This is a genomic window from Undibacterium sp. GrIS 1.2 (assembly GCF_040544435.1).
Taxonomy (GTDB): Bacteria; Pseudomonadota; Gammaproteobacteria; order Burkholderiales; family Burkholderiaceae_D; genus Undibacterium.
Map to the genome: position 1 here is coordinate 73174 of NZ_JBEONP010000013.1, position 23887 is coordinate 97060.

At 48.6% G+C, this 23887-nt stretch carries 23 protein-coding genes; 12 read left to right on the top strand and 11 right to left on the bottom strand.

What is annotated here, in order from left to right:
- Positions 1 to 72 precede the first annotated feature (72 nt).
- The 4 genes from hemL to AAKU61_RS07825 all read left to right on the top strand — a co-directional run bounded on the left by hemL (position 73) and on the right by AAKU61_RS07825 (position 4742).
- Positions 73 to 1359: a glutamate-1-semialdehyde 2,1-aminomutase gene (gene hemL, locus AAKU61_RS07810; RefSeq protein ID WP_354331089.1), complete on the top strand. Its 1287-nt coding sequence runs from the start codon at positions 73 to 75 to the stop codon at positions 1357 to 1359.
- Between the two features lie 86 nt (positions 1360 to 1445).
- The gene (locus AAKU61_RS07815; protein ID WP_354331091.1) at positions 1446 to 1769 is read left to right on the top strand and encodes a hypothetical protein; all 324 of its coding nucleotides are present in this window, start codon (positions 1446 to 1448) and stop codon (positions 1767 to 1769) included.
- Between the two features lie 323 nt (positions 1770 to 2092).
- Positions 2093 to 2824 carry a transglutaminase-like cysteine peptidase gene (locus tag AAKU61_RS07820; protein ID WP_354331092.1) on the top strand — a complete coding sequence of 244 codons (732 nt, stop codon included), beginning with the start codon at positions 2093 to 2095 and terminating at the stop codon, positions 2822 to 2824.
- 10 nt (positions 2825 to 2834) lie between these two features.
- Positions 2835 to 4742, top strand: a complete 1908-nt coding sequence (locus tag AAKU61_RS07825; RefSeq protein WP_354331094.1) for a bifunctional diguanylate cyclase/phosphodiesterase — start codon at positions 2835 to 2837, stop codon at positions 4740 to 4742.
- Positions 4743 to 4859: 117 nt separating this feature from the next.
- Here AAKU61_RS07825 and AAKU61_RS07830 read toward each other — a convergent pair whose 3' ends face one another.
- The 9 genes from AAKU61_RS07830 to mpl form a co-directional block, all read right to left on the bottom strand.
- Positions 4860 to 5384 carry a GNAT family N-acetyltransferase gene (locus AAKU61_RS07830; protein ID WP_354331096.1) on the bottom strand — a complete coding sequence of 175 codons (525 nt, stop codon included), beginning with the start codon at positions 5382 to 5384 and terminating at the stop codon, positions 4860 to 4862.
- A gap of 115 nt (positions 5385 to 5499) precedes the next feature.
- Positions 5500 to 5964 (bottom strand): hypothetical protein, encoded by a 465-nt coding sequence (locus AAKU61_RS07835; protein ID WP_354331098.1) that lies wholly within the window; start codon positions 5962 to 5964, stop codon positions 5500 to 5502.
- Positions 5961 to 6647 (bottom strand): monofunctional biosynthetic peptidoglycan transglycosylase, encoded by a 687-nt coding sequence (gene mtgA / locus AAKU61_RS07840; RefSeq protein WP_322121354.1) that lies wholly within the window; start codon positions 6645 to 6647, stop codon positions 5961 to 5963. Before mtgA ends, AAKU61_RS07835 begins: the two co-directional genes overlap by 4 nt.
- Positions 6644 to 7540 carry a shikimate dehydrogenase gene (gene aroE, locus AAKU61_RS07845; RefSeq protein WP_354331102.1) on the bottom strand — a complete coding sequence of 299 codons (897 nt, stop codon included), beginning with the start codon at positions 7538 to 7540 and terminating at the stop codon, positions 6644 to 6646. The genes mtgA and aroE overlap by 4 nt, the downstream gene beginning before the upstream one ends.
- Positions 7537 to 8445, bottom strand: a complete 909-nt coding sequence (locus AAKU61_RS07850; protein ID WP_354331104.1) for a TonB family protein — start codon at positions 8443 to 8445, stop codon at positions 7537 to 7539. The genes aroE and AAKU61_RS07850 overlap by 4 nt, the downstream gene beginning before the upstream one ends.
- A 65-nt stretch (positions 8446 to 8510) precedes the next feature.
- Positions 8511 to 10643: a ribonuclease catalytic domain-containing protein gene (locus tag AAKU61_RS07855; protein ID WP_354331106.1), complete on the bottom strand. Its 2133-nt coding sequence runs from the start codon at positions 10641 to 10643 to the stop codon at positions 8511 to 8513.
- A gap of 102 nt (positions 10644 to 10745) precedes the next feature.
- On the bottom strand, positions 10746 to 11336 hold the full coding sequence (locus AAKU61_RS07860; RefSeq protein ID WP_354331108.1) for a chorismate--pyruvate lyase family protein: 591 nt from the start codon (positions 11334 to 11336) through the stop codon (positions 10746 to 10748).
- Between the two features lie 60 nt (positions 11337 to 11396).
- Complete coding sequence (locus AAKU61_RS07865) at positions 11397 to 11969, bottom strand: YqiA/YcfP family alpha/beta fold hydrolase (RefSeq protein WP_354331109.1); 573 nt, start codon at positions 11967 to 11969, stop codon at positions 11397 to 11399.
- Complete coding sequence (gene mpl, locus AAKU61_RS07870) at positions 11966 to 13375, bottom strand: UDP-N-acetylmuramate:L-alanyl-gamma-D-glutamyl-meso-diaminopimelate ligase (protein ID WP_354331111.1); 1410 nt, start codon at positions 13373 to 13375, stop codon at positions 11966 to 11968. The genes AAKU61_RS07865 and mpl overlap by 4 nt, the downstream gene beginning before the upstream one ends.
- A 236-nt stretch (positions 13376 to 13611) precedes the next feature.
- On the opposite strand from mpl, the gene AAKU61_RS07875 reads away from it, so the two are divergent.
- The 7 genes from AAKU61_RS07875 to AAKU61_RS07905 all read left to right on the top strand — a co-directional run bounded on the left by AAKU61_RS07875 (position 13612) and on the right by AAKU61_RS07905 (position 19898).
- On the top strand, positions 13612 to 14217 hold the full coding sequence (locus AAKU61_RS07875; RefSeq protein ID WP_503012594.1) for a hypothetical protein: 606 nt from the start codon (positions 13612 to 13614) through the stop codon (positions 14215 to 14217).
- Positions 14214 to 14753: a TlpA family protein disulfide reductase gene (locus AAKU61_RS07880; RefSeq protein WP_354331115.1), complete on the top strand. Its 540-nt coding sequence runs from the start codon at positions 14214 to 14216 to the stop codon at positions 14751 to 14753. The genes AAKU61_RS07875 and AAKU61_RS07880 overlap by 4 nt, the downstream gene beginning before the upstream one ends.
- A 66-nt stretch (positions 14754 to 14819) precedes the next feature.
- On the top strand, positions 14820 to 15257 hold the full coding sequence (gene aroQ, locus AAKU61_RS07885; protein ID WP_354331117.1) for a type II 3-dehydroquinate dehydratase: 438 nt from the start codon (positions 14820 to 14822) through the stop codon (positions 15255 to 15257).
- Positions 15258 to 15424: 167 nt separating this feature from the next.
- Entirely contained in the window at positions 15425 to 15883 is a 459-nt protein-coding gene (accB, locus tag AAKU61_RS07890; protein WP_322121345.1) for an acetyl-CoA carboxylase biotin carboxyl carrier protein, read from the top strand.
- Positions 15884 to 16071: 188 nt separating this feature from the next.
- On the top strand, positions 16072 to 17439 hold the full coding sequence (gene accC, locus AAKU61_RS07895) for an acetyl-CoA carboxylase biotin carboxylase subunit (RefSeq protein ID WP_354331118.1): 1368 nt from the start codon (positions 16072 to 16074) through the stop codon (positions 17437 to 17439).
- A 24-nt stretch (positions 17440 to 17463) separates the two neighbouring features.
- Positions 17464 to 18375: a 50S ribosomal protein L11 methyltransferase gene (gene prmA, locus AAKU61_RS07900; protein WP_354331120.1), complete on the top strand. Its 912-nt coding sequence runs from the start codon at positions 17464 to 17466 to the stop codon at positions 18373 to 18375.
- A gap of 47 nt (positions 18376 to 18422) precedes the next feature.
- Positions 18423 to 19898 carry a DUF3426 domain-containing protein gene (locus tag AAKU61_RS07905; protein WP_354331122.1) on the top strand — a complete coding sequence of 492 codons (1476 nt, stop codon included), beginning with the start codon at positions 18423 to 18425 and terminating at the stop codon, positions 19896 to 19898.
- A 238-nt stretch (positions 19899 to 20136) separates the two neighbouring features.
- On the opposite strand, the gene AAKU61_RS07910 is transcribed toward AAKU61_RS07905, so the two are convergent.
- Both AAKU61_RS07910 and AAKU61_RS07915 read right to left on the bottom strand, forming a co-directional pair.
- Positions 20137 to 21048, bottom strand: coding sequence for a pseudouridine-5'-phosphate glycosidase (locus AAKU61_RS07910; protein ID WP_354331124.1), 912 nt, complete (start codon positions 21046 to 21048; stop codon positions 20137 to 20139).
- A 52-nt stretch (positions 21049 to 21100) separates the two neighbouring features.
- Positions 21101 to 22222, bottom strand: coding sequence for a carbohydrate kinase family protein (locus AAKU61_RS07915; protein ID WP_354331126.1), 1122 nt, complete (start codon positions 22220 to 22222; stop codon positions 21101 to 21103).
- Between the two features lie 730 nt (positions 22223 to 22952).
- Here AAKU61_RS07915 and rbsK point away from each other — a divergent pair.
- On the top strand, positions 22953 to 23882 hold the full coding sequence (gene rbsK, locus AAKU61_RS07920) for a ribokinase (RefSeq protein ID WP_354331128.1): 930 nt from the start codon (positions 22953 to 22955) through the stop codon (positions 23880 to 23882).
- Positions 23883 to 23887: the final 5 nt, after the last annotated feature.

Genomic DNA, 23887 nt, shown 5'->3' on the forward strand with positions numbered 1-23887 from the left:
ACCTCACATTAAATATTTTTTAAAGTAATCGCCGCTAACCTCATTACACCCCATTCATCTTTTTACGCAACTATGACAAATACCAACGACAGTCTTTTTTTACGCGCACAAAAAACCACTCCTGGCGGCGTTAACTCACCGGTGCGTGCGTTCAAATCCGTAGGTGGTACACCGCGCTTTATCAAACGTGCAGAGGGTCCCTATTTTTGGGATGCAGAAGATCAGCGCTATATCGACTACATCGGTTCCTGGGGGCCCGCCATCCTTGGTCACGCACACCCGGCTGTCGTCAAAGCGGTACAAGAAGCTGCCACACGCGGCCTCAGCTTTGGTGCGCCGACCGAAGGCGAAATCGAGATGGCAGAAGAAATCTGTCGCCTCGTGCCCTCAATAGAACAAGTGCGACTGGTATCCAGCGGCACCGAGGCAACGATGAGCGCATTGCGTCTGGCTCGTGGTGCGACCAAGCGCGATAAGATTATTAAGTTTGAAGGCTGCTATCACGGTCATGCCGATTCACTTTTGGTAAAAGCTGGCAGCGGCCTGCTCACCTTCGGCAATCCGACTTCTGCCGGTGTGCCAGAGGATTTCACCAAGCATACCTTGGTGCTCGACTACAACAATCCGCAACAACTGGAAGACGCCTTCAAAGTCTACGGCAAAGACATCGCCTGTGTGATCGTTGAACCGATTGCAGGCAACATGAATCTGATCAAAGCCACGCCGGCATTTTTACAAACCATGCGTCGCCTGTGCACTGAATATGGCAGCGTATTGATTTTTGATGAGGTCATGTGCGGCTTCCGTGTTGGCTTGGGCGGCGCACAAGCGCTGTACGGCATTAACGCAGACATCACGGCCTTAGGCAAAGTCATTGGCGGCGGATTACCTGTGGCGGCGTTTGGTGGACGTGCGGATTTAATGCAACACATGGCACCGATTGGCGGCGTTTATCAGGCGGGGACTTTGTCTGGCAATCCGGTTGCTGTAGCTGCTGGCATGACTACACTCAAACTGGTACAAGAGCCTGGCTTCTATGAAAATCTGACCGCGCAAACCCGCAAATTAGTGGAAGGTTTAAGCGCTGCGGCTAAAGAAGCAGACATCCCATTTTGCGCAGATTCAGAGGGCGGCATGTTCGGCCTTTACTTCGCTGCCGAGGTTCCAGCGACTTATGCTGCCATGATGTCCAGCGATAAAGACCGCTTCAACCGCTTCTTCCATCTGATGTTAGACGCCGGCGTCTACCTGGCACCGTCAGCATTTGAAGCAGGCTTTGTGTCAGCACAACATGACGATGCGGTCATCGCTGAGACGATCGCTGCGGCGAAAAAAGCGTTTGCGGAACTAGCGAAGTAATGGCCTCCGAGGTTACAGCCTTTGTTTAGCAAACTGAATAAAGTTAATATAAAACAGAACACTAAAGTAAAAAGAGGACTAGGTTCATGCAGCATCCTGAAGACCTAAAAATCCAGGAACAAATACGCCAAAAGCGTATTGTCTATGTCATTACAGGCTTGTTCGCGGCTGTAATGCTGGGTTTAGGTTTACTGGCGATTTTTTCTGGTCATTTTGCGGGTACTACTAAACGCGGCCAACTCTTTAGCGCGGATGGATTGACTGCCCAATGGATGGGCGGTGTGCAGATATCCTTGGGCATGATGATATTAACAATTGTTATGCCGAATAAAACCGCAGCATTGCGCTGGGGAGTTATTTGGGCAATATTATTTTTTGGCTGTTTATTTGCCGCGATCTATAGCAAATGACATCCAGACAGCAATGAAGTAGTAGTTTATTTTGTCTACAAAAATGCTAGTAATTCGATGTGGATATGTAGGTGAGGTTTTAACCACACGCGTTACGCTGATAAAAGGAAATTTGAGTTAAACCGAGATTTCCCTTTTGTGTCGACAAAAAAATTAAGTCTCGCGTTGATCTGCATTACATAAAAGATTAAATATATACTCCCAGTATGTATTTATTATTTGTCCATATAATTACTGGACAATAAGGCGTTTTAGAAAAAATAATGGGGAGTATATTTAAATGACACTAGATAGGTTCTTCGCATTTCGTACAAAATTCTTCAGTGTTTGATACAGAAAACCTCATCTACACCTCTCAGCCTTGGGCCAACCATTTGTCTCTACGCAGCACGTTCCCACATACCCTCTGCAAACTAGCATTGCTGTTGCTTGCTTGCAGTGTGTTGCTGACGGTGAGTGCCCTTGATTTTCCGCGACTGCAATCTACGCTACGCGCCATGGGTGGCAACCAACAACTGCTGCTGGAATGGCGCAACCTGATTCAGACAAACATGGCGCTTACGACTAGCGCCAAATTAGAAAAAGTGAATGATTTTTTTAATCAAAAAATCACTTATACCGAGGATCAGGAAGTCTGGGGCGTTGAGGATTATTGGGCGACGCCGATGGAACTTTTATCGAAAGAAAAAGGCGATTGTGAGGACTATGTCATCGCCAAGTACTTCACCCTGCTGAACATGAACGTACCCGAAAATCAATTACGCCTGATTTACGTCAAAGCAAAAATCACCAATGCCGATGGCACTAGCGCACAACAGGCGCACATGATCCTCGCTTACTACCCATCAAGTAGCGCCGAGCCATTGATCCTGGATAGTCTGGTCAACGATATTCGTCCGGCTTCACGCCGGCCAGACTTAATCCCGATCTTCAGCTTTAACAGTCAAGGCATTTACTCGGGCGTCGCAGGTAATACCAAACCTGGTGCCGGCGGCACTAGCCGGCTATCGCGCTGGCAAGATCTGTTAGAACGTGCCAAACGAGAAGGTTTTTAAAGGAAAATTTATGTCCATGTATCGTCAACTCTGGCTCGCCATTATCCTCAGTACCGTGCTGGCATCGGTAGGAAGTTTGCTTGCCTCCACACTGAGTTCACGGGCCTATCTGAATGAACAGCTACGCATGAAAAATGCCGATAACGCCAGCGTCTTAGCCTTATCACTGAATCAAAAAAACATCGATGCCGTCGAGCTGGAACTGATCGTCACAGCTTTATTTGATCGCGGCTATTACGAAAATATCAGCATCATTAATCCAGAAGGAAAAAAACTGGTTGAACGCGTTGCAGAACCCGAGCGAGCGAGTGTTCCGAAATGGTTTATCCAGCTATTCCCGATCAGCTCCTTCCCCGGTCAGGCACAAATCAGCAATGGCTGGAAACAAGTCGGCACCATTTCTATCGTGACGCAAAGTGGTTTTGCTTATCAAGCGCTATGGGATTCTTCCTGCAAAATGCTGGCAGCGATTGGGCTAGCTGGTTTGATTTCTGGCTACCTCGGCACCCGCATTTTACGCCGCTTGAAGCGGCCTTTAGATACCGTGATTGAACAAGCTAATGCATTATCTGAAAGACGCTTTGTCACCACGCCAGAATCCGATGTGCCAGAACTTCGCAAGCTCACAGTAGCGATGAATGCCTCCGTCAATTTACTCAAATCCATGTTCGCAGAAGAAGCGTCCCGACTGGATGCATTGCAACGCGAAGCCAATACCGACGCCATCACAAACTTGGCCAATCGTTCCCATTTTATGGCGCGCCTGCAAGTCATGATAGAAGAGGAACATACCGCAACTGGTAGTCTGATACTGATGCGACTGGCGAATTTTTCACAACTCAATCAACAACTGGGACGCGAGAAGACTGATTCCTTGTTAAGAACAATCGGTGGACAATTGACGGATAGCTTATCGGGATTACAGGAAGGATTTGCTGCCCGCTTAAACGGCTCGGACTTTGCAATACTGTGCAGGGAAAGTAATGCCGAGCCGCTGGCAACGGCCCTACTGAAACGGATACAAGATACGGTCAACGCAGTCGCCAAAAACTCCTTCACAATCTGCGTCGGCTATGGTGAGTTTAATTTTGGTATCAGCTCTGGCAAACTCTTATCCCAAGTCGACAGCGCCGTCGCCAGCGTAGAAAGCACAGGTATCAGCGGCACCTATCGTGCGCTACCTTTAGACATCACGCAGGCACCGAAAACTAAAGAAGAATGGACTAACTTAATCCAGCAAGCCTTACAGCAAGATAAAGTCAAGCTCGCGCTATTTCCTGTAGTGGATTTCCAGCAAAACATCGTCCATCAGGAATCAGCTTTACGCTTGATGTTTGATGATATCTGGTTTGCAGCGGGACGCTTTTTGCCCGTTGCAGAACGCTTGGGTTTGAGCACACAGTTAGACCTCGCGGCGATGAATCTGGGCTTAAACGAGTTAAGAAAAAATCCAAGTTTGGCGGGTGTTGCCGTCAATTTATCCGCATTATCAATCCGGGATACGACATTCCGTGCAGCAGTACAAACGCTGTTGAAAACCAATCCAGAACTATGCAAGCGCTTATGGCTGGAGATTCCAGAAAATGGTGTGTTCAACCATCTGGATGCCTTTAGAATTTTTGAACAAATCGTCCATCCTTATGGTTGCAAAATCGGCTTCAAACACGCCGGTCATCAACTAAGCCGTATGAATTTAATCCACGACATCAAACTGGATTACCTGAAAATTGATGCCAGCTTTATCCGTAACATTGATGCCAATGCCAGTAACCAGGCATTTATCAAAGGCATGGCAAATATCTTGAATCGTATCGATATCCAGGTATTCGCTGAAGGTGTTAGATCTGCTGAGGAGATGGCGGCTCTGACTAATTTAGGAATTGCCGGAGCGACGGGAGTTGGGGTTGTAGCGAGATAACACCTAAATCAGACTGAATTGATCGCTCATTAAATAATGAATGATGAGTGATGAGTGATGAGTGATCAAGCTTCAGTAAATTATTTTTAAATCAAGGCCTCAGATTGTCAACTAACCCTATTTAGAACCAAGCTGACTCAGTTCAGGCCAGACATAACGCAAGGTCGGCACTTTGCCGCCACCTGGTGGCTCCCATAATTCGGTATCTGCCGCCACACCGCCCATGCGCTGATAAAAGCGTATGGCGGCATGATTGGCTTCCAGCACCCACAAATACAAACCTTGGCTTGCATTTTGACTGCGGCACCAGACGGCAACATCGGCCATTAATTTTCCACCGAGATTTTGCCCTTTACTATCGGCTGCGACATGCAGATTATCGAGGTAATGCCCCCATTGCGGATCTTCGTTTGCGAATGCGCAAGCGAAGCCACAAAGAACACCGTTCTCTTCTGCAACGACGATATATTGATTTGCTGTGGGCTGGTGAAAACGCTCTTCCCACGACGCTAAGCGCTCAGCATGAATCTCATGATCAAGGTAAGCATCTTGCAGCAAACCCCGATACGCAAGTCTCCAGTTTTCAGCATGAAGATGGGCGATTGCTTTAGCGTCGGATAAGGTGGCAGTGCGTAGTTGCATGAAATTTATTTATGCCCTGTCAGATTAAAAATGAATATACGGAGATTATTTACGTAGTTTATTTGCTAGATTGCTTAGACAGAATTGCCATGCTATTCCAAGCAAGTTCTACAATTTACTTCAGCATTTTGCTCAAAATTTTCTCACGCAAATCTTGTCCAGCCAGATCATTGCTATCTACTGCGGATGCGGGCGCTTTCGGCGCGTCGGACTTATTGTCGTGCAGCTTGAGCGTTTTAGTCGTGGGATTATTATCGAGGCACAAAGTATCGGAATAAACCGTCTTGCCGTTAACGGTGCAACGACGCACACCAGCATCTATAGTTACAGCTTGCTGTATATTGGCATTTGGCGTGCTGCTTGTATCTTGTGAGCTAACGGACGATTGCATGCCGCTGGCATTTTTTAATTCAGTTGAAATCACATTCGCTGATTTACTCCATCTGGCTCGAGCCTGTGGAAAAGGCAATTCACCATAACGCGCCATATATAAAACACTCAAGCCTACTGCAGTTAATAACATCATCAAGAAGGAAATGGTCCATAAGCTCATAGAGCCAGATTGTTTTTGATTGATCATGGTAGTTCGGCAGAATTCATTCGTCTCAAGATCAGTTCGCTACGCCTTTGCAGGTAGCCGGATCCAGTATTTTTATCAAAGTATCTAGGCTTGGGTAACATGACGGCCAGCCTTGCCGCCTGGGTTGGACTGAGTGCCGCCGCCGTCACGCCGTAATAATGCTGGGATGCTGCCTCTGCACCGAATACGCCGACGCCCCACTCCACTACGTTTAAATAAATTTCTAAGATACGTTCTTTATCCATGCAGAGTTCTAGCATGTAGGTAATGATCAATTCTTGCCCTTTGCGCAAGTAGCTGCGCTGGCCGGATAAGAATAAATTTTTAGCCAATTGCTGGGTGATGGTGGAGCCACCAGAAACGACCTTGCCCTTCTTCTGATTTTTCTCATAAGCCTTTTGCAAGGCTTCCCAATCGACTCCTTCATGATCGACAAAAGTATCGTCCTCTGAGGCAATCACGGCACGCTTTAGGTTATTAGAAATCTTAGCGTACGGCACCCACTTCTGTTGAAGTTTGGCGTCGGGATTTTTCTCTTGCAACAGATCTAATTGATGTCGCATGAAACTGGTAGATGAGGGATTGAAATGTACCCACCAGCAAATTTGCAATAAGAAATACGCCTGCAACAACACAAATAATAATAGTGGCAACAGGATCAGCCATAAAAGGACGCGCTTCATGTTGGCTCCGGTGCTGTTGTCGATACAGGTGCAGGTGCAGATACAGCTAAAGCCATGCGTAAATCAGCTAATATTTTTTGCGTCTCTGGTTGCACGCCGCGCCACAACTGGAACGCAGCGGCGGCTTGTTCCACCAGCATACCCAAGCCATCTCTGGTCTGCGTACCTTGCCCGGCGGCATAGCGCAGAAACGTCGTTGGCTGAGCGCCGTACATCATGTCATAGGCCAAGGTATGGGACGCAAATACGCCGGCAGGAACAGGCGGCAGATCGTCCTGCAAACTGGCTGAGGTGGCGTTGATGATGACGTCAAAGATGCCCGCTGCGTCAGCAAATGGCACTGCCTGAACTCTGCTATTGCTCGCCGCATCGGGATTGTACTGATGTGCCAGTGCGACTAACTCTTGTGCGCGTACCAAGCTACGATTAGCGATGATGAGTTCTGCCGGATGTTGTTCTAATAAGGGAAGAATTGCACCGCGCGCTGCTCCGCCTGCGCCCAGTAACAAAATACGTTTCGCTTTTAATACTATGCCTGCGTTTTGCACAATATCAGCGACCAGACCTTGTCCATCGGTGTTATCGCCGATGATCTCCTCACCATCAAACTTGAGCGTATTTACCGCACCGGCGGCTAGTGCGCGCGGTGTCAGTTGGGTGGCTAATGCAAATGCTTCCAGCTTAAAAGGCACGGTGACGTTGGCACCTTTACCGCCCGCAGAACGGAATGCCTGCACACAGTCCGCAAAACCATCTAGCGGTGCCAGCAAACGCTGATAGTCGATATGTTGCACAGTCTGCATCGCAAAGCTGGCATGAATAGACGGCGATTTGCTATGCGCAATCGGATTGCCGATCACCACATAACGATCGGGCTCTGAAGAAGCAATCAATTGCCACCTCCGCGCAACTCGGTTTCTAACTGCTGGTCACGGGTAAATTTAAAACGGGTGATCACTATCCACAAATCGTCTTTATCATTCGAGCGCATATTGGGTGGGAATTTACCAAACGGCGCTGCACGTCTGACGATACGTAAAGCTGCGGCATCTAATGCGGGATTACCTGATGACTTCTCGACTTTTGGACCGCCATCTTTTTCATAAATAGTACCGTCCTGAAAAATCGGAATGTACACAATCAACTCACCATATAATTTTTTGCCGTTTTTTTGCGGAAAATCCAAGGTGCCAATATCTTCCACCCGTTTTTGCAAAGTCTTGTAATACACCGCGTAACCAACTGCCTGGGTGCTGGGTGTAATAAAAGTTTTACGCGGGCGCTTATTCTGGTCTTCTATACTTTGCGAAATTTCAGCCGCCATGCGTGCCAGTGCCTGCGTGCTGTCGACATGATCTTGTCCATTGCTGGTCGGTTTAGCGTCGTTTGGCTTGTTGTCGGTTGGGGGCGGTGTGTTGACGCGTGTTTTTAAATTGACTTGATCCATCAATTTTTTTTGCTGCTCTTCTAATTCCTCTACTTTGCGCTTGGCGACCATGATGCTGTCGCCGTTTTCAGTTTTACGCATATCTGGCAAAGGTGATTTAGCACGCCCACTGTCATTAGCGCCACCACCATCCAGATCGGCTTGCGCCAATGCTTCTGCTTTGAGTGGCTTTTTATCGTGTTTGGCGTTGACCAAGATGACTTCTAAACCAGGGTCAGCGGCCACGACTTCTGCCGGATGCGGCGCGACAAAATGCAGTAGCAATATCGTCCCATGCAATACCAACGAGACCATGATAGCGATGGAGAGAATCAGATTGTCTAAGATGGATTTCACAAATAATATCGTCATTTTGAAAGAGCTTTGTTATACGTTAGTCAGAACTATGAGCTATCCAGGCTCTGACTAATTTTTTATTAATTATCTGCTACCAAGTCTGAATCAGATTTTACATCGCCCGTTGCCGTATCGGCTTCAAGTTTCTGATCTTCTGAGGTATCAGCGTTGTTATCGATGCTGCCAGACTGATCCGGTGATTCGTTTTCTGGCGCAGTCTGAGTTTCAGTATCAGCATCAACCTCAGTATCAACCGCAGCGGCAGTATCGTCATCACTCTCATCCATCTCACCCAAACCTTCATCGGTGACGCTGGAGAGCATTTCGAGGATCCGCGCCTCGACGCTGAGATCAACTTCATCCCAGCGCAGAATATCCAGTTTAACTTGCGCACCGCGCGCCATTTGCGGCATACCCGGCAAGCGGATAATCAATGGAATATCGACCAGACGCAGCACTTCATCCTTCAAGACGACTGCCTCAACCTGACGCGCGTTCTCTTGCCCTAACCAACGCAAGCACCAATATCTTTCCATATTATTTTGGAAATCGGCATAGGCGGCATAGGCGGCATCAAAACCGGACACAATCGCAAACAGGTCGGCATCTTTTGGCTTGAACGGCGCAACCAGCGGTGCAGTGACGCCATGCTGTACGCAGGCAATGATCTGCCATTGATTGACCAGATCGGTGTAACGACGCAGTGGTGAAGTGCTCCAGGCATATTGATCCACGCCCAAGCCCTGATGCGGCGCAGCATGCGTGACCATGCGCACTTGCATCTTGGCCGCCCAACCACCGGAGCCACCACCCTGCGCTCGGTAAATACCGGGGATACCATGATCCGCCATGAATTTACCCCAGGTACTATTGGCAAAAATCATCAGCTCAGCAACCATCTTATCCAGCGGCGCGCCACGCTTGCGGCGGACGATGGAGACGACATCATCTTCTACATAAAAATTGAAATCGACGCGATTGGTTTGTTCTGGCTTTAAACCAAAACCTTCGCGCTTGGCCATGCGACCTTTTTCCAATACTTGCGCCCATTGCCAGATCTGCGCGATCTCGGCTTTATGCGGATACTCACCGGCATCATTGGCGAGATTTTCTTCGGTGACTAAGGCGTCCAGATCATTGTGGCGCAAGTTGGACGCCATCGGGATGGCTTCCAACTTGGTTTCTGTGGAGATCACACTCCAGTCGCTAGTATTGAGCGTCACGTATAAGGACAGCGCCGGACGAGTCTGCCCCTCGCCCAAGGTATAAGTCTCTACCAAGGCATCAGGCAACATGGTGATCTTATCGCCGGGCATGTACACGGTCGACATGCGCGAGCGTGCAATCATGTCGAGTGCATCATTGCGTTGTATGCCCAGCGCCGGTGCCGCGATGTGGATACCGATGCGTATCTGGTCATTACCCAGCATGACGACGGAAAACGCATCGTCAATTTCTGTCGTGGTCACGTCATCAATCGAAAACGCTTGCACATCTGCCTCGGGCAAATCAGCCGGCAAGGACGGAATAGGCGCCGGCGGGAAGCCAATACCTTTCGGGAAATTCTCAAATAAAAATTTAGAGAAATGTAAATCTTTAGCACTCTTCACGCCACCGCAAGCCAGCATCAAGCGTTGTGGCGACATTTGCAGTGCATCGCAGGCTTCGGCAAAGGCTTTGTATTCGATGCCATTTTTTTCTGGCTTAAACAGCAGTTGCAAGGCCAGTGATTTGAACGCATCCGGCAAGCGATGCTGCTTTAACTCTTCTACATAGCCTGCCTGGATAATCGCTTGCTGCTTTTTCTTCTCTATCCCAGCCAATGCGGCTTTGAGCGACGCTTCTGGCGCCGCCTTATAACGACCGCGACCTTTTTTGTAGAAATAAACCGGTGCACCATGCAAGGCCAAAATCAGACCTGCGGCTTCTTCCGGTTTGGGTGCATGCCCAAAATATTCGGTACCAAGTTCTGCAAACCCAAACTCCTCCTCGCCTGCGACTTCCCACAAAAATTCCAGATCAATTTCAGCGGCTAGCGTTTTTGCCTGCACGAGCAAGCTGCTGGCATCGGGTGAAGCAAATTGCAGTAGCACGTCTTTAACGCGCACTTTGCTGCGCTTGCCGCTGGCGAGTTCTACCTGATATGCCTCGCCGGTTTGGGACATCACACTACCCGCTTTAAAGTCACCGGATTCTTCAAAAAATAAATTCATGCAATACTTCTTTTCTCTACAAAATAATCATTTTCATGGGAGTATCTGCAAAAATACCGCTTAATGTCCAATGATTCTCTGGACGATTAAAAATACACCCTACTAGTATTTATTCATCAAGCTAGCAATCGCAGGCAAAAATACCTCGGTCACCAATAAACAAGCGCCTTTGCGCCGGAACACCGAACGGCGCGCTAACAGACTGAGACTGGCGGATTGCTCCAAATCTATTCCATCTACGGCAGCGATTCTGCGCATCAGCGGATGCGCTCTCCGCAAACGCGCATACGTCAAATCACCACGCTGCACCAAAGGATCATTAAACAAAGTTGAGCCCAAAGAGCGTTCACCAAGCGAACTAAATAATGGCCACTGACTGGCAGTTGCGGTCAACGGTAGCACAGTGTGTGCGTACACCACCGCCTCGCCATCACAGCGCAACAATACTTCCCGCTCATATACTTTGGCGCGGCGCGGCAAACCAATCTGCATCGCCTCATCTGACAGACAAATTGCCTGACGCTGATGCAAACGCTGTACTCTAAACTGATCTGAACAGGCCACTAGTCTGGCCGTCAGCGAGGAGCGATTGGTCAGCCAATCAACCATTTTTGCGGAAGCCTGAACACCATTGACATGCGTAAGCCAATGGGCAAAAGCAGGCGAATGACTACGCAAAATGGTAGCGCTCAAAGTAGCACTGCTCACGCGGCCGTCACTCATATCGTTGATCGCAAACACAGCAAACCAAGATCAGATTCCCGCGTCACAAAACAATAAAACCTGATCCAGATAATCGACAAAATCCGCCATGCCATGATCACTTCCTTCGATCACAATTTGTTTGGCAGCCGGATAATGCGCTGTCATTTCGCGCCAATCCAACACTTCGTCACCGGTCGCAGCCAGCAAAAAATAACGCTCGGCTTGTGTGATTGCCGCGACTTCGTATGCGCGCAATTGCGGCACGTATTCCGCTTTAAACTCAAACACCTCGTCGCTGTGATAAGCGGTCGTGACACCCACATACTTTTCCAGATCACGTGGCGGCTTGACGGCTGGGTTGAGCAAGATCGCCTTGCAGCCATATTTTTCTGCCAGCCAGGTCGCGTAAAAACCACCAAGCGACGAGCCAATCACGGTGATATCTTCTGGAGCATAAGCTGACATCAGTTGCTCTGCCTGCTGAATCGCCAGCAAAGGCGATGCCGACAATTGAGGACAAACATATTCGTCTGCACGCCCCAGACTGCGCATGTATTCCGCCATTTTTCGCGCTTTAAATGATTGCGGTGAGGAGCGAAAGCCATGCAGATATAAAATCATGCGGCGACCGTTTTGCTCGCCAGCGCATCCAACAATTTTTGATGAATTCCACCAAAACCGCCGTTGCTCATCACCAGAATGTGGTCACCCGTTTGCGCTTGCTGCACGATAGCACTGACTAACTTATCCATATCATTAAAGGCCGATGCTTTGGCGCCCAGCGGGCTCAATGTTTCTGCCAGATCCCATCCTATCACCGGCTTGCCTCCTGCAAAAGCAGTTGGAGCTGCGTAGGCAAACACCAAGTCAGCCTGCTCCAGACTACCGGGCAAGGCTTGCTTCATACTACCCAACTTCATGGTGTTGGAACGCGGCTCCAGTACGGCCAAAATGCGCCCGGCGCCGACCTTGCGACGCAAACCCGCAACCGTTGTCGTGATTGCCGTAGGATGGTGTGCAAAATCATCGACGACGGTGACTCCACCCTCAACCCCACGCACTTCCATACGGCGCTTGACGTTGACAAACTGCGCCAGCGCTTCAATCGCAATCGCAGGAGTGACGCCGACATGGCGTGCAGCAGCAATCGCTGCTAAAGCATTCAGACGATTGTGAGCACCGTTCAGTTGCCACTGCACGATACCTTGAGATTGTCCGTTGAAAAACACTTCAAAATCTTCGCCCTCTTGCAGCGACAAGGACCAGCCTTGCTGGCCTGCAGACGCATCGGTAGTGAAGAATTCTTTCTCACTCCAGCAACCGCGTTGCAGCACGTTTTGTAAAGTGGCTTCCTGCCCGTTCACAATCAAGCGACCGACGCCGGGCACGGTGCGCACCAAATGATGGAACTGGGTTTCTATCGCCGCCACGTCCGGAAAAATATCTGCGTGATCGTATTCCAGATTATTTAAAATCGCGGTCTTAGCATGGTAATGGACAAACTTACTGCGCTTATCAAAAAACGCCGTGTCGTACTCGTCCGCCTCAATGACAAAAAAGTCCGAGGCTTGCGAACCAGACAATCGGGCGGAAATACCAAAATTGAGCGGCACTCCCCCGATTAAAAAGCCTGGCGCATAACCAGCAGACTCCAGTATCCATGCCAGCATCGCCGACGTTGTGGTCTTGCCATGTGTACCTGCTACCGCCAGCACCCACTTGTCGCGCAAGATATGCTCGCCCATCCATTGCGGACCAGAGATATAGGGCAAACCGCGGTTTAAAATTTCTTCCATCAGCGGATTGCCGCGTGTGACTACATTTCCAATCACAAACAAATCCGGCTCCAGCGCGATTTGATCTGCGGTAAAACCTTCGGTCAGCTCAATCCCTTGCGCCTGCAACTGAGTACTCATCGGCGGATAGACATTGGCGTCGCAGCCAGTGACTTGATGTCCGGCCTCCTTCGCCAAGACCGCCAGACCGCCCATAAATGTGCCGCAGATACCTAATATATGAATATGCATGGTTTTTATCGCGCTATCGAAGCGCCTAAGCGAATAAGTGCAATACAGGAATTAGCGAGACCGTGAGAATAATTCCGTGTGATCAAAACGATCAAACAGACTAAAACGATTTGGCACAAATCCTGCAAATTTTAGAATCCCGCAATTCTACCTGACAGACGACCGCCTCAAGACATCCGCCAAGAGATTCCGTACGACTGGAAACATCGCAAAGTATTTTGGTTTATGATGCCGCAATGATGATGAGCAGCCTAAACGAATCCGACTCCCTGCGCGCAGAAATCGCTGCGCTGGCAGCCCGTATGATCGCTGAGGATGGTGCGGACTATGGATCTGCCAAGCGACGCGCGGCCAAACAGTTGCTGGGCAACCAAAAAATTCGTGGCGATGTGATGCCAGACAATCAAGAAATTGAGCAGGAAGTCCGTGAATACAATGCGATTTTCTTTGGTGACACACAGCCGCAACGTTTGCTGGAATTACGAAAAATTGCTGTTGAGGTCATGCAAGAGCTGGAGAAGTTTAATCCCTACCTGGTCGGTGCCGCCCTAAATGGCACCGCCGGCGAGCATTCTGATATTCATTTGCATTTATTTACCGACAATAGCAAGGACGTCACGATTTTTTTGCTAAACAAAGATATCCGCTTTGAAGTATCCGAAAATAGTGCGGGGAATCGTGCCCATAAACGTAATGAACAAGTTGAAACACTCAGCTTCATGTACAAACAGGAAGGTGTTCATCTGGCTTTATACAACCAGGACGACATCAAACATGGCGGACGCAATGAGCGCGCTTCTATCGCCGCAGTCAAAGCATTGATTATAGAAAGTCAGGAATGAATAAACGTTTTCTTATCGCAGCAGTACTGATCGCTATTGCCTCAGCAACTGTAGGCGTAGTCGCCGCCAATAAGCAATTAGCGCCCATAGCACCTAAAAATACCAGTGTGGCGCAATTGATGGGGCTCACACTATCTGACAGCAAAGGCCAGGCTCAGAAACTGGCGCAATGGCAGGGTAAGTTTTTAGTCGTTAATTTCTGGGCGACCTGGTGCGGTCCTTGCGTACAAGAAATGCCTGAGTTATCTGCGCTACAAAAGGAACTATCTGGAAAGAATGTTCAATTACTAGGCTTAGGCATCGATAGTCCGGCCAATATTGCTGAGTTTGCCAAAAAATATCAGATTACTTATCCAGTATTTTCGGCTGGGATGGAAGGCACAGAATTATCGCGCCAGCTAGGCAATCAAGGCGGTGGATTGCCATTTACAGTACTGATTGCGGCGGATGGCAGTATTGCAAAACAGTATCTGGGACGCTTAAAAATGGAGGAATTGCGCGCTGATATTGCAAAACTATCTAACGTAGCAAAATAGTTTTCCTTGCCAATACCAAGTAAATAGCGGCAAAATGCGTTATCTTCGTGAAATAGAATTGATAATATGGCAAGCAAACTGCTGTTGCTGAATGGTCCGAATTTAAATTTGCTCGGGACTCGTGAGCCGCATATTTACGGTTCAGTTACCTTGGCAGACCTAGAAAGTGCAGCAAAATTGCAAGCCGCGCAAGCTGGGGCGGAACTGCAAAGTTTTCAAAGTAATCATGAAGGCGCTTTAATTGACCGCATCCATGCAGCAAGATTAGAGCAAGTTAACGCGATCATTATTAATCCCGGCGCACTCACACATACCAGCATCGCTTTGCGCGATGCTTTGGTTGGTGTGGCAATTCCGTTTATTGAGGTGCATATTTCCAATGTGCACCAAAGAGAAAACTTCCGGCACCATTCCTATCTGTCCGACGTCGCCACAGGCGTGATCCTCGGACTTGGCACTGAAGGCTATCGATTAGCGATTGACTTTAGCCTAAAAAATCTTTAAATTCTTGCATCTTCACGCAATTTACCCATATTATCTTTGATATGACATATAATTATGTCCATTCAATGCTTGTTTTCTGAGCTGGTTATTGCGCTGATGCGCTTGTTCTAATCACGTTTTCTGAGCCATTTTGCTCGCTCAGAAACATCTTCACTAGGGGATTTCACATGGATTTAAGAAAACTCAAGACCTTGATCGATCTCGTCGCCGAGTCAGATATTGCAGAACTCGAAGTCACTGAAGGCGAAGGTAAAGTCCGCATCGTTAAATCTTCTGCAATGCCGCAAAATCAAGTTGTGATGATGCAGCCGCAACATATGCAGCAAATGCCTCAACAAATGGCAGCAGCGCCAGTAGCAGCAAGCGCACCTGCAGCACCAGTAGTTCCCGATGGTCATGTAGTCAAATCCCCTATGGTTGGTACTTTTTACCGCTCCTCTGCGCCTGGTAATGCCGCGTTTGTAGAAATCGGAAAAAGCGTTAAAGAAGGCGAAACCCTTTGCATCATCGAAGCGATGAAACTGTTGAATGAAATCGAAAGCGATTTTACTGGCACGATCAAACAGATTTTGGTGGAAAACGGCCAACCTGTTGAATACGGTCAGCCCTTGTTTATCGTAGGATAGTTGTAAGATCGCCGCAAGATCACTCTCGGCGAACACTACGATTACTCCTGGCTAAATTTACAGCTAAAGTCTCACAGCTAAAGCCACAGCTAAACCCAGTTTTTTTATATGATCTCATTAAAGAAATCAGTGCTTTATAAAAATACTGCCTGCAACGCTGCAAGCACTGCCACCGTAAAATTCATATCATGTTTGAAAAAATTCTAATTGCCAACCGGGGTGAAATCGCGCTACGTATCCAGCGCGCCTGCCGCGAAATGGGTATCAAAACCGTCGTCGTTCATTCCGAAGCCGACCGTGAAGCCAAATACGTCAAACTAGCCGATGAGTCCGTCTGTATCGGGCCAGCGCCATCCAATCTGAGCTATCTCAGCATGCCAGCGATCATCAGCGCAGCAGAAGTGACCGATGCGCAAGCGATTCACCCTGGCTACGGCTTCTTATCTGAAAATGCAGATTTCGCTGAGCGGGTTGAGCAATCCGGCTTTGTCTTTATTGGACCGCGTGCGGAATCCATTCGCTTGATGGGCGATAAAGTCTCTGCCAAGCAAGCTATGATCAAAACTGGCGTGCCTTGCGTACCAGGCTCTGAAGGCGCTTTGCCGGATGATCCAAAAGTAATTGTACAAACTGCCCGTAAAGTCGGCTATCCGGTCATCATCAAAGCTGCTGGCGGCGGCGGCGGGCGCGGTATGCGCGTGGTACACACCGAAGCTGCTTTGCTGAATGCGGTCACGATGACCAAAGCAGAAGCAGGCGCGGCTTTCGGCAATCCAGAAGTGTATATGGAAAAATTTCTGGAAAATCCACGCCATGTGGAAATACAGATTCTGGCAGATCAGCACGGCAATGCGATCTGGTTAGGCGAGCGCGATTGCTCCATGCAACGTCGCCACCAAAAAGTGATTGAAGAAGCACCAGCACCGGGCATTCCTCGCAAGACCATAGAGAAAATTGGCGAACGTTGCGCCGCTGCATGCCGCAAAATTGGCTATCGTGGCGCTGGTACGTTTGAGTTTTTGTATGAAAACGGTGAGTTCTATTTCATCGAAATGAATACTCGCGTGCAAGTAGAACACCCGGTGACAGAAATGATCACCGGCGTCGATATCGTGCAAGAGCAGATTCATATCGCTTTCGGCGAAAAATTGCGTTTCCGCCAGGCCGACATCGAGTTTAAAGGCCATGCAGTTGAGTGTCGTATCAATGCAGAAGACCCGTTTAAGTTTGTCCCGTCACCAGGTCGCATTACGTCCTGGCATACACCAGGCGGCCCTGGGATTCGGGTAGATTCACATGCCTACGCGGGCTACTTTGTACCACCAAATTATGATTCCATGATCGGCAAAGTAATTGCTTACGGCACAACGCGTGAGCAAGCCATCCGCCGCATGCAAATCGCCTTATCCGAAATGGTAGTAGAGGGCATACAAACCAATATCCCTTTGCATCGTGAATTAATGGTGGATGCCCGCTTTATTGAAGGCGGCACCAACATCCATTATCTGGAACATAAGCTGGCAGAAATGCCGGACCTGTCCAAAAAAACGAAGTAAATTAGTAAGCAGAAAGATTCAAACATGGCCTGGATAGAAATTCTCATCGAAGTAGCGCGTGAACACGCTGAAAACCTGTCAGATGCCTTGATGGAAGCGGGTGCTTTATCGGTGTCGGTAGAAGATGCGGATGAAGGTACTGATGCTGAAAAACCGTTATTCGGCGAGCCAGGTATGGAGCCAGAAGAGGCGGCTTGGGATCGTAGCCGCGTAGTGGCATTAATTGCTGCCGACGCCGATGCTGCCGCAATTTTGGCAGAAGCATCAGCGGCGATTGCATTGACAACAACTCCAGCCTACACGACTCGCCATGTGGAAGATCAGGATTGGGTTAGATTGACCCAATCGCAGTTTGAGCCTATCCACATCGGCAAAAATATTTGGGTAGTACCGAGCTGGCACGAGATTCCCGACCCTGCAGCTTTGGTACTGGAGCTGGATCCCGGTCTGGCATTTGGCACCGGTAGTCACCCGACTACTCGCCTCTGCATGGAATGGCTAGAGGCGCACGCGCCAAAAGAGTTATCTGTATTGGATTACGGTTGCGGTTCTGGCATTTTAGCGATGGTGGCAAAAAAACTGGGTGCGCAAGCCGTTGTCGGCGTGGATATTGACCCTCAAGCGATCGAGTCAGCCAACTTTAATGCTGAACGCAATCATTGCGATATTACTTACACGCTGCCTGAGCAATTCTCTGCATCCCATCCGGTTGGAACGCAGTTTGATGTCGTGGTCGCGAATATTTTATCCAGCCCATTAAAGGTCATGGCACCGATGTTATCTGGTCGGGTTGCGGCTGGTGGATTTTTAATTTTATCCGGTGTTTTAGCCCGTCAGGCAGAAGAAGTTGCCGCCGCTTATGCGCCGTTTATTGCACTCACAGTCTGGGCAGAACATGAGGGCTGGGTAGCGCTCTCCGGAAAAAAACCTAGCTAAGCCCCATAAAGCAATTTAAATAAGCAAAAACTAAGCATCGACATCACATGGCACTCGCCACCCAATGCCCCCACTGCCAAACGACTTTCCGAGTCGCCAATGATCAGTTAAAACTGCATGGCGGTCTGGTGCGCTGCGGCTCTTGCCAGCAGACGTTTAACGGGATCGAGCATCTGCTCGGGCCGACGGTGCAAACAGCGCCAACGGTAGCACTCGAGGTGCAAGTTGCGCCGGTAGTGCCTATCAATGTTGATGGTGATTTAAATAACGACGTCGATTCTCATATCGACGAGCATCACGAAATCACTACAACAGAGAGAAAAGCAGAATCTAGCCTGCTCCAAACTGCTGAATTGAATACAGCAGTTTCTGTAGCAGATTCGTCGTCTGGCATCGATCAAACACCGCCCCAGACACCAATCAGCGAGGTAGTCAGTACCGCATTCACTACAGCAGCCAACACCGCGCTGGTGACTGACTCTCCAGCAGCAGAAATTAGCGCTGACTCCTTAGATTTTGATCTCGGGATGGATGAGGACATCAGCTCACCCGCCAAGCACGATAAGACCACACTCTCTAACGACAGCAATTTAGATGATGAAGCAATCGGGCAAGTAGAACTACAAACCCGCATTGCCTTGATGGATGAACCAGGATGGTCTGCGACAGAGGCGGAAGAGGATACTGGCGCCGCAGACCACAAGCAAGAACCTTATTTGCATGAGCCAGCAAGCGCAGACATTACCGTCAACGCAGATAAGCCTGGAAACTCAAACCCCGAAGCTGATGATTATGCTGGTGAGCCAGAGGCTTATTTGCATGACGGCCTGGCTTTTGATACGACTGGTAAAGCAGATTCCATCACTGACGATTTATCAGAAGGTACATCACCAGTAACGGATGCCAACCTAGAGACTGATCTCGATACACCGGGCTTTATTTTAGCGGCGGAAAAACGTAAAGGACGTAGCAAAATCCTGCGCGGCTTGATGATTACTTTGTCGTTAGTCCTGTTTGTCGGGCTGCTGGGACAAGGCGTATTTATTGCACGCAATCACATCGCGGCCTGGGTGCCACAAACTAAACCGATGCTGGCCGATGCCTGTAAGTTACTGCATTGCCAAATTAGCTTGCTCGCCCAAATCGATCAAATCTCGCTGGAATCAAATGAGTTGCAAGCCTTGTCGACGGATAAGAATGTCTTTTCGCTAGTAATACAGTTGCAAAATAAAAGCGCCACCGCACAAGCATGGCCAATGGTGGAGCTGATTTTAAATGACGCTAAAGATAAGCCTGTCTTGCGTAAAGTATTTAAGCCAGAAGAATACTTGAGTGACAAAAACAATAGGCCCGACACTAAGTCAGATAGTAATAAATTAGACTCCAAGCTCGACAACAAAACTGATTTAGCAAACCAGTTGAGTAAAGGCTTTAGCGCCGCCAGCGACCAGCAAATCAAACTGTATTTCGAGTTATCTCAGACCAAAGCATCTGGTTATCACCTCAGCATCTTCTATCCCTAATTGTATTTTTTAGCGTTGAATGCGGTGTTGCGACACAACGCCGGGCTAGCAATATTCCCGCTCAATCAAAAACAATACCCCCATTAGTATGTCTAAAGCGTCCATATAATCATTGGACACTAAGGCATTTTTTATAAAAATAATGGGGAGTATATTGAATTACCATAATCGTAGCCTGCAAAGTTCTTGCTAAAAATCGACTTCAACTTGCGTCAAAGTATCAGCGCAATGCAGCTGATCAAACATTTTTCAAAGCCAAAGCCAACGCTGCACCGACAATCGCATTGTTTTTTACCAGCGCGATATTCGTCACCAAACTGCGGCCGTCTGTCAGTTGTTTGATTCTATTTAATAAAAACGGCGTCACTGCTTTGCCGTTAATACCTTGCGCGTCCGCCTCTTGCAAAGCCTGCTCCGTGATGCTGTCTATCTCTGCTTTTGGCATGGCGTAAGCTTCTGGAACAGGATTGGCAATCACCACACCGCCACGCAAACCCAGCGCCCATTTGCAACGGATAAAGTCGGCTTGCCCGGTTGCTGTATCCAACTGAAAATCGGCTTTAAAGCCGCTGCCGCGAGTAAAAAATGCGGGGAATTCAGCTTGGCCTACGCTCACCACCGGCACGCCATGGGTCTCTAAATATTCCAAGGTCAGACCCAAATCCAAAATCGATTTTGCGCCGGCACAGACAACTGCGACCGAGGTTTGCGCAAGCTCTTGCAAGTCAGCAGAAATATCAAAACTGGTTTCTGCACCGCGATGCACACCACCAATGCCGCCGGTGACAAACACGGCAATTCCTGCCAACTCCGCACAAATCATCGTTGCGGCAACGGTTGTTGCGCCCAGTTTACCCGTCGATAAAACATAGGGTAAATCACGACGACTGACTTTCATTACCTCGGGTGCACTGGCTAATTGCTCTAGTTCTGCGTCAGATAAACCTACACAGATTTTGCCGCCAATAATCGCAATCGTCGCGGGTACTGCGCCGTTATCACGAATCAATTGCTCAACCTCGCATGCGGTCTGGACGTTTTGCGGATAAGGCATGCCGTGCGAAATAATGGTGGATTCCAAGGCCACAATAGCTTTGCCATCCGCTTTGGCTTGGGCGACTTCTTTTGAAAATACGAGGTAGTTTTGCATTAGACTTCCCGAATGATGGTGTAATTTCTATTAGGTTAAATTCGACAACGAGTTAAGTGAGTGCCATCAGCGTATCCGGCGTCAGATCGGGGCAAACCGTGCCTGCACTTTGCAAAGTCAAGGCCGCCAGATGCAAGCCGCGCTGTGCTGCTAATAACAGATCTGCATTGTTGTGATACAAGGACCAGCACACTGCTGCCGCAAAGGCGTCGCCCGCACCCGTCACATCCACAACATCGGATGCCACTAGCAACGGCGCTGGCAAACGGTGCCAGTCCGTACCGCTGGTCAGCATCACGCCAGCATCGCCCAAGGTGACAATCACATCCTGCGCGCCTTGCTGTTGTAGCTGGCGACAGGCACGCTGTATTTTGTCCTCGTTGATTTTTTCCTCACCATCAGTGCTCAGACGAGAGCCGACGCGAGTCTCCAATTCACCCAAGTTGAGTATCAGCAAACGCACGCCTTCTAATACCTCCGGCAGACGCGCCATTTTGGGTTGAGATACAGCGACCAGTATCAGCGGACTGGCATGTTGATTGGCTTGCGTTATCAGGTATTGAATACTGCTTTGCGGTAAATTTAAGTCCGCCACCGTCATCAGCGCAGTATTTAATTGCACCTGGCGGCTTGCTAAAAAAGTGGCATCTAGAGACTCGCACAAAGTCATATGCGACAACGCCAATAACATCTCGCCATCCGCATCTAACACGGCGGTATAACTGCCGCTGCCCTGCCCTGGCAATTGCAAACTGGCACTAGTGTCGATGCCCAACGCCTGCGCTTGTGCCAGCAAATCAGCGCCTACGGCATCATCTCCGGTCGCGCAAAGTAAGGCAGTCGCGCAACCCAAACGCGCCAGATTTTCAGTGATGTTGCGTGCCACTCCGCCAAAGCTTTCATGTTGGCTGACAGGATTTGAGGTACCCATTTGTAAGGTCGCTAAGGTGCGCACCTTACGATCAATATTGGCACCACCGATGCATAAGACTGGCCGGCGCTCGGGCAATACGTAGGCACGACCCAGCAAGCGTTTTTCACGGATCAGACTGGCGATATGTCCTGCCACCGCCGACCGTGATAACTGAAGGCGCTGCGCCAGCTCTTGCTGCGACACAAAGGGATGGGCGCGGATGATGTCAAACAACTGATCTTTTTTCGAAATTTCTGACATGGGCTGTAGGCTGAGGTATTGATAGACAGAATGAAATCAGAAACAAAGGTGGTCGTAATTTAGGGAATTCAAAAATAGTGGGAGACTTAAAATGAAACTTCGCTCACGATTAAATCCATATACTCCCCAGCTCTTTTAAGAAAATTAAGATGAAGGTCAATAAACGTATAGACAATAAATAATACTCACCATGAGTATTATTTAATATTAATTTATTACCTTACTAAGCTTCATTCAAAAGAAGGTTTTGTCGGATAGATGTAGGAGCCAAACAACGAACAAAAAACAACAGCATGGGATGCCCAAAGCCAATCTCATTAATCCCAGCCAAAACGCTTAAATTCAAATCAAAACAAAACAAAACAAAACAAAACAAAACAAAACAAAACAAAACAAAACAAAACAAAACAAACATATGTTTTAAATTATAAACATATGTCTTATCACAATCAAGAAACTATCGAAAAATACGGATTATTTTTGCAATTAAGCTTTCTTCTTATTCACAAAGTCGCTCTAATTTGCTCAAATTAGTTCATATAAGACAATTGCCTTGATTGGCATTTGACAACAAAAAAGATAGCGTCCAAAATTTGCCACCATTTTTAAAAAATCAAAATATCATTGCTTTGCAGATTAGTTCTTGACTTGCATAAGCGCACCATAGTTAAATAGGAAATCGGTTGCGCAAACGATTGCGCGACCATTTTTTTACCAAGAGATTGTCAAAATGAAGCCACGCATTACCGTTGTTGGTAGCGTCAATATGGACCTCGTGTTCCGCACACCGCGCATGCCTGCAATCGGTGAAACGATGCATGGTCATGAATTCCGTCAAATTCCCGGTGGCAAAGGTGCCAACCAGGCCGTCGCCGCTGCACGGCAAGGTGCCGATGTCAGTTTTGTCGGCGCTGTTGGCAATGATGGCTTTGGCGATTTCTCAAAACAATGTCTCGCGACTGAAGGCATAGAGCTAGCCAATCTGGCGACCGTACAAGGCATCGCCACCGGCGTTGCAGGCATTTTGGTCGACGACAGCGGGCACAACAGCATCGTATTGGCCGCAGGTGCCAACGCTAGCGTCTCAGTTACCCAAGTAGAAGCCGCGACCGCCAGCATCGCCACAGCAAAACTCTTGTTGTGCCAGTTAGAAACCCCCTTAGATAGTGTCACACGCGCCATCCAGATTGCACATCAGCACAAGGTCGGTGTAATCCTCAATCCTGCGCCTGCGCAAGATTTAAGCGATGAGTTATTGGGATTGGTCGACTATCTGATTGTGAATGAAACCGAAGCGTCGCAATTGAGCGGCACTACGGTCATCGACCAGGCCAGCGCTAAATTGGCATCGCAACAGTTATTAAAACGCGGCGTCGGCACAGTGCTACTGACCATGGGTGAGCACGGTGTCATGATTACGACTAAAGATTCGAGCAACTTTCTGCCTGCGATTAAGGTCGAGGTGGTTGACACTACGGCGGCAGGCGATACTTTCGTAGGAGCGCTGGCAGTCGGCTTGGCTAACGGATTAAATATCGTAGACGCAAGCAGCGAAGCGCAATACACAGCGGCTTTAACGGTGACTAAACTGGGCGCTCAAACATCGATTCCGCACCGGCATGAAGTGCTGGAATTTATGCATAAACAGAAGGCCGCCTGAAGGTT

What these genes read in the sequence shown, in the direction of transcription:
- hemL (WP_354331089.1), top strand. Translation starts at nt 73, where the DNA reads ATGACAAATACCAACGACAGTCTTTTTTTACGCGCACAAAAAACCACT.
- AAKU61_RS07815 (WP_354331091.1), top strand. Translation starts at nt 1,446, where the DNA reads ATGCAGCATCCTGAAGACCTAAAAATCCAGGAACAAATACGCCAAAAG.
- AAKU61_RS07825 (WP_354331094.1), top strand. Translation starts at nt 2,835, where the DNA reads ATGTCCATGTATCGTCAACTCTGGCTCGCCATTATCCTCAGTACCGTG.
- AAKU61_RS07830 (WP_354331096.1), bottom strand. Translation starts at nt 5,384, where the DNA reads ATGCAACTACGCACTGCCACCTTATCCGACGCTAAAGCAATCGCCCAT.
- AAKU61_RS07835 (WP_354331098.1), bottom strand. Translation starts at nt 5,964, where the DNA reads ATGATCAATCAAAAACAATCTGGCTCTATGAGCTTATGGACCATTTCC.
- mtgA (WP_322121354.1), bottom strand. Translation starts at nt 6,647, where the DNA reads ATGAAGCGCGTCCTTTTATGGCTGATCCTGTTGCCACTATTATTATTT.
- AAKU61_RS07850 (WP_354331104.1), bottom strand. Translation starts at nt 8,445, where the DNA reads ATGACGATATTATTTGTGAAATCCATCTTAGACAATCTGATTCTCTCC.
- AAKU61_RS07855 (WP_354331106.1), bottom strand. Translation starts at nt 10,643, where the DNA reads ATGAATTTATTTTTTGAAGAATCCGGTGACTTTAAAGCGGGTAGTGTG.
- AAKU61_RS07865 (WP_354331109.1), bottom strand. Translation starts at nt 11,969, where the DNA reads ATGATTTTATATCTGCATGGCTTTCGCTCCTCACCGCAATCATTTAAA.
- mpl (WP_354331111.1), bottom strand. Translation starts at nt 13,375, where the DNA reads ATGCATATTCATATATTAGGTATCTGCGGCACATTTATGGGCGGTCTG.
- AAKU61_RS07875 (WP_503012594.1), top strand. Translation starts at nt 13,612, where the DNA reads ATGATGATGAGCAGCCTAAACGAATCCGACTCCCTGCGCGCAGAAATC.
- AAKU61_RS07880 (WP_354331115.1), top strand. Translation starts at nt 14,214, where the DNA reads ATGAATAAACGTTTTCTTATCGCAGCAGTACTGATCGCTATTGCCTCA.
- aroQ (WP_354331117.1), top strand. Translation starts at nt 14,820, where the DNA reads ATGGCAAGCAAACTGCTGTTGCTGAATGGTCCGAATTTAAATTTGCTC.
- accB (WP_322121345.1), top strand. Translation starts at nt 15,425, where the DNA reads ATGGATTTAAGAAAACTCAAGACCTTGATCGATCTCGTCGCCGAGTCA.
- accC (WP_354331118.1), top strand. Translation starts at nt 16,072, where the DNA reads ATGTTTGAAAAAATTCTAATTGCCAACCGGGGTGAAATCGCGCTACGT.
- prmA (WP_354331120.1), top strand. Translation starts at nt 17,464, where the DNA reads ATGGCCTGGATAGAAATTCTCATCGAAGTAGCGCGTGAACACGCTGAA.
- AAKU61_RS07905 (WP_354331122.1), top strand. Translation starts at nt 18,423, where the DNA reads ATGGCACTCGCCACCCAATGCCCCCACTGCCAAACGACTTTCCGAGTC.
- AAKU61_RS07910 (WP_354331124.1), bottom strand. Translation starts at nt 21,048, where the DNA reads ATGCAAAACTACCTCGTATTTTCAAAAGAAGTCGCCCAAGCCAAAGCG.
- AAKU61_RS07915 (WP_354331126.1), bottom strand. Translation starts at nt 22,222, where the DNA reads ATGTCAGAAATTTCGAAAAAAGATCAGTTGTTTGACATCATCCGCGCC.
- rbsK (WP_354331128.1), top strand. Translation starts at nt 22,953, where the DNA reads ATGAAGCCACGCATTACCGTTGTTGGTAGCGTCAATATGGACCTCGTG.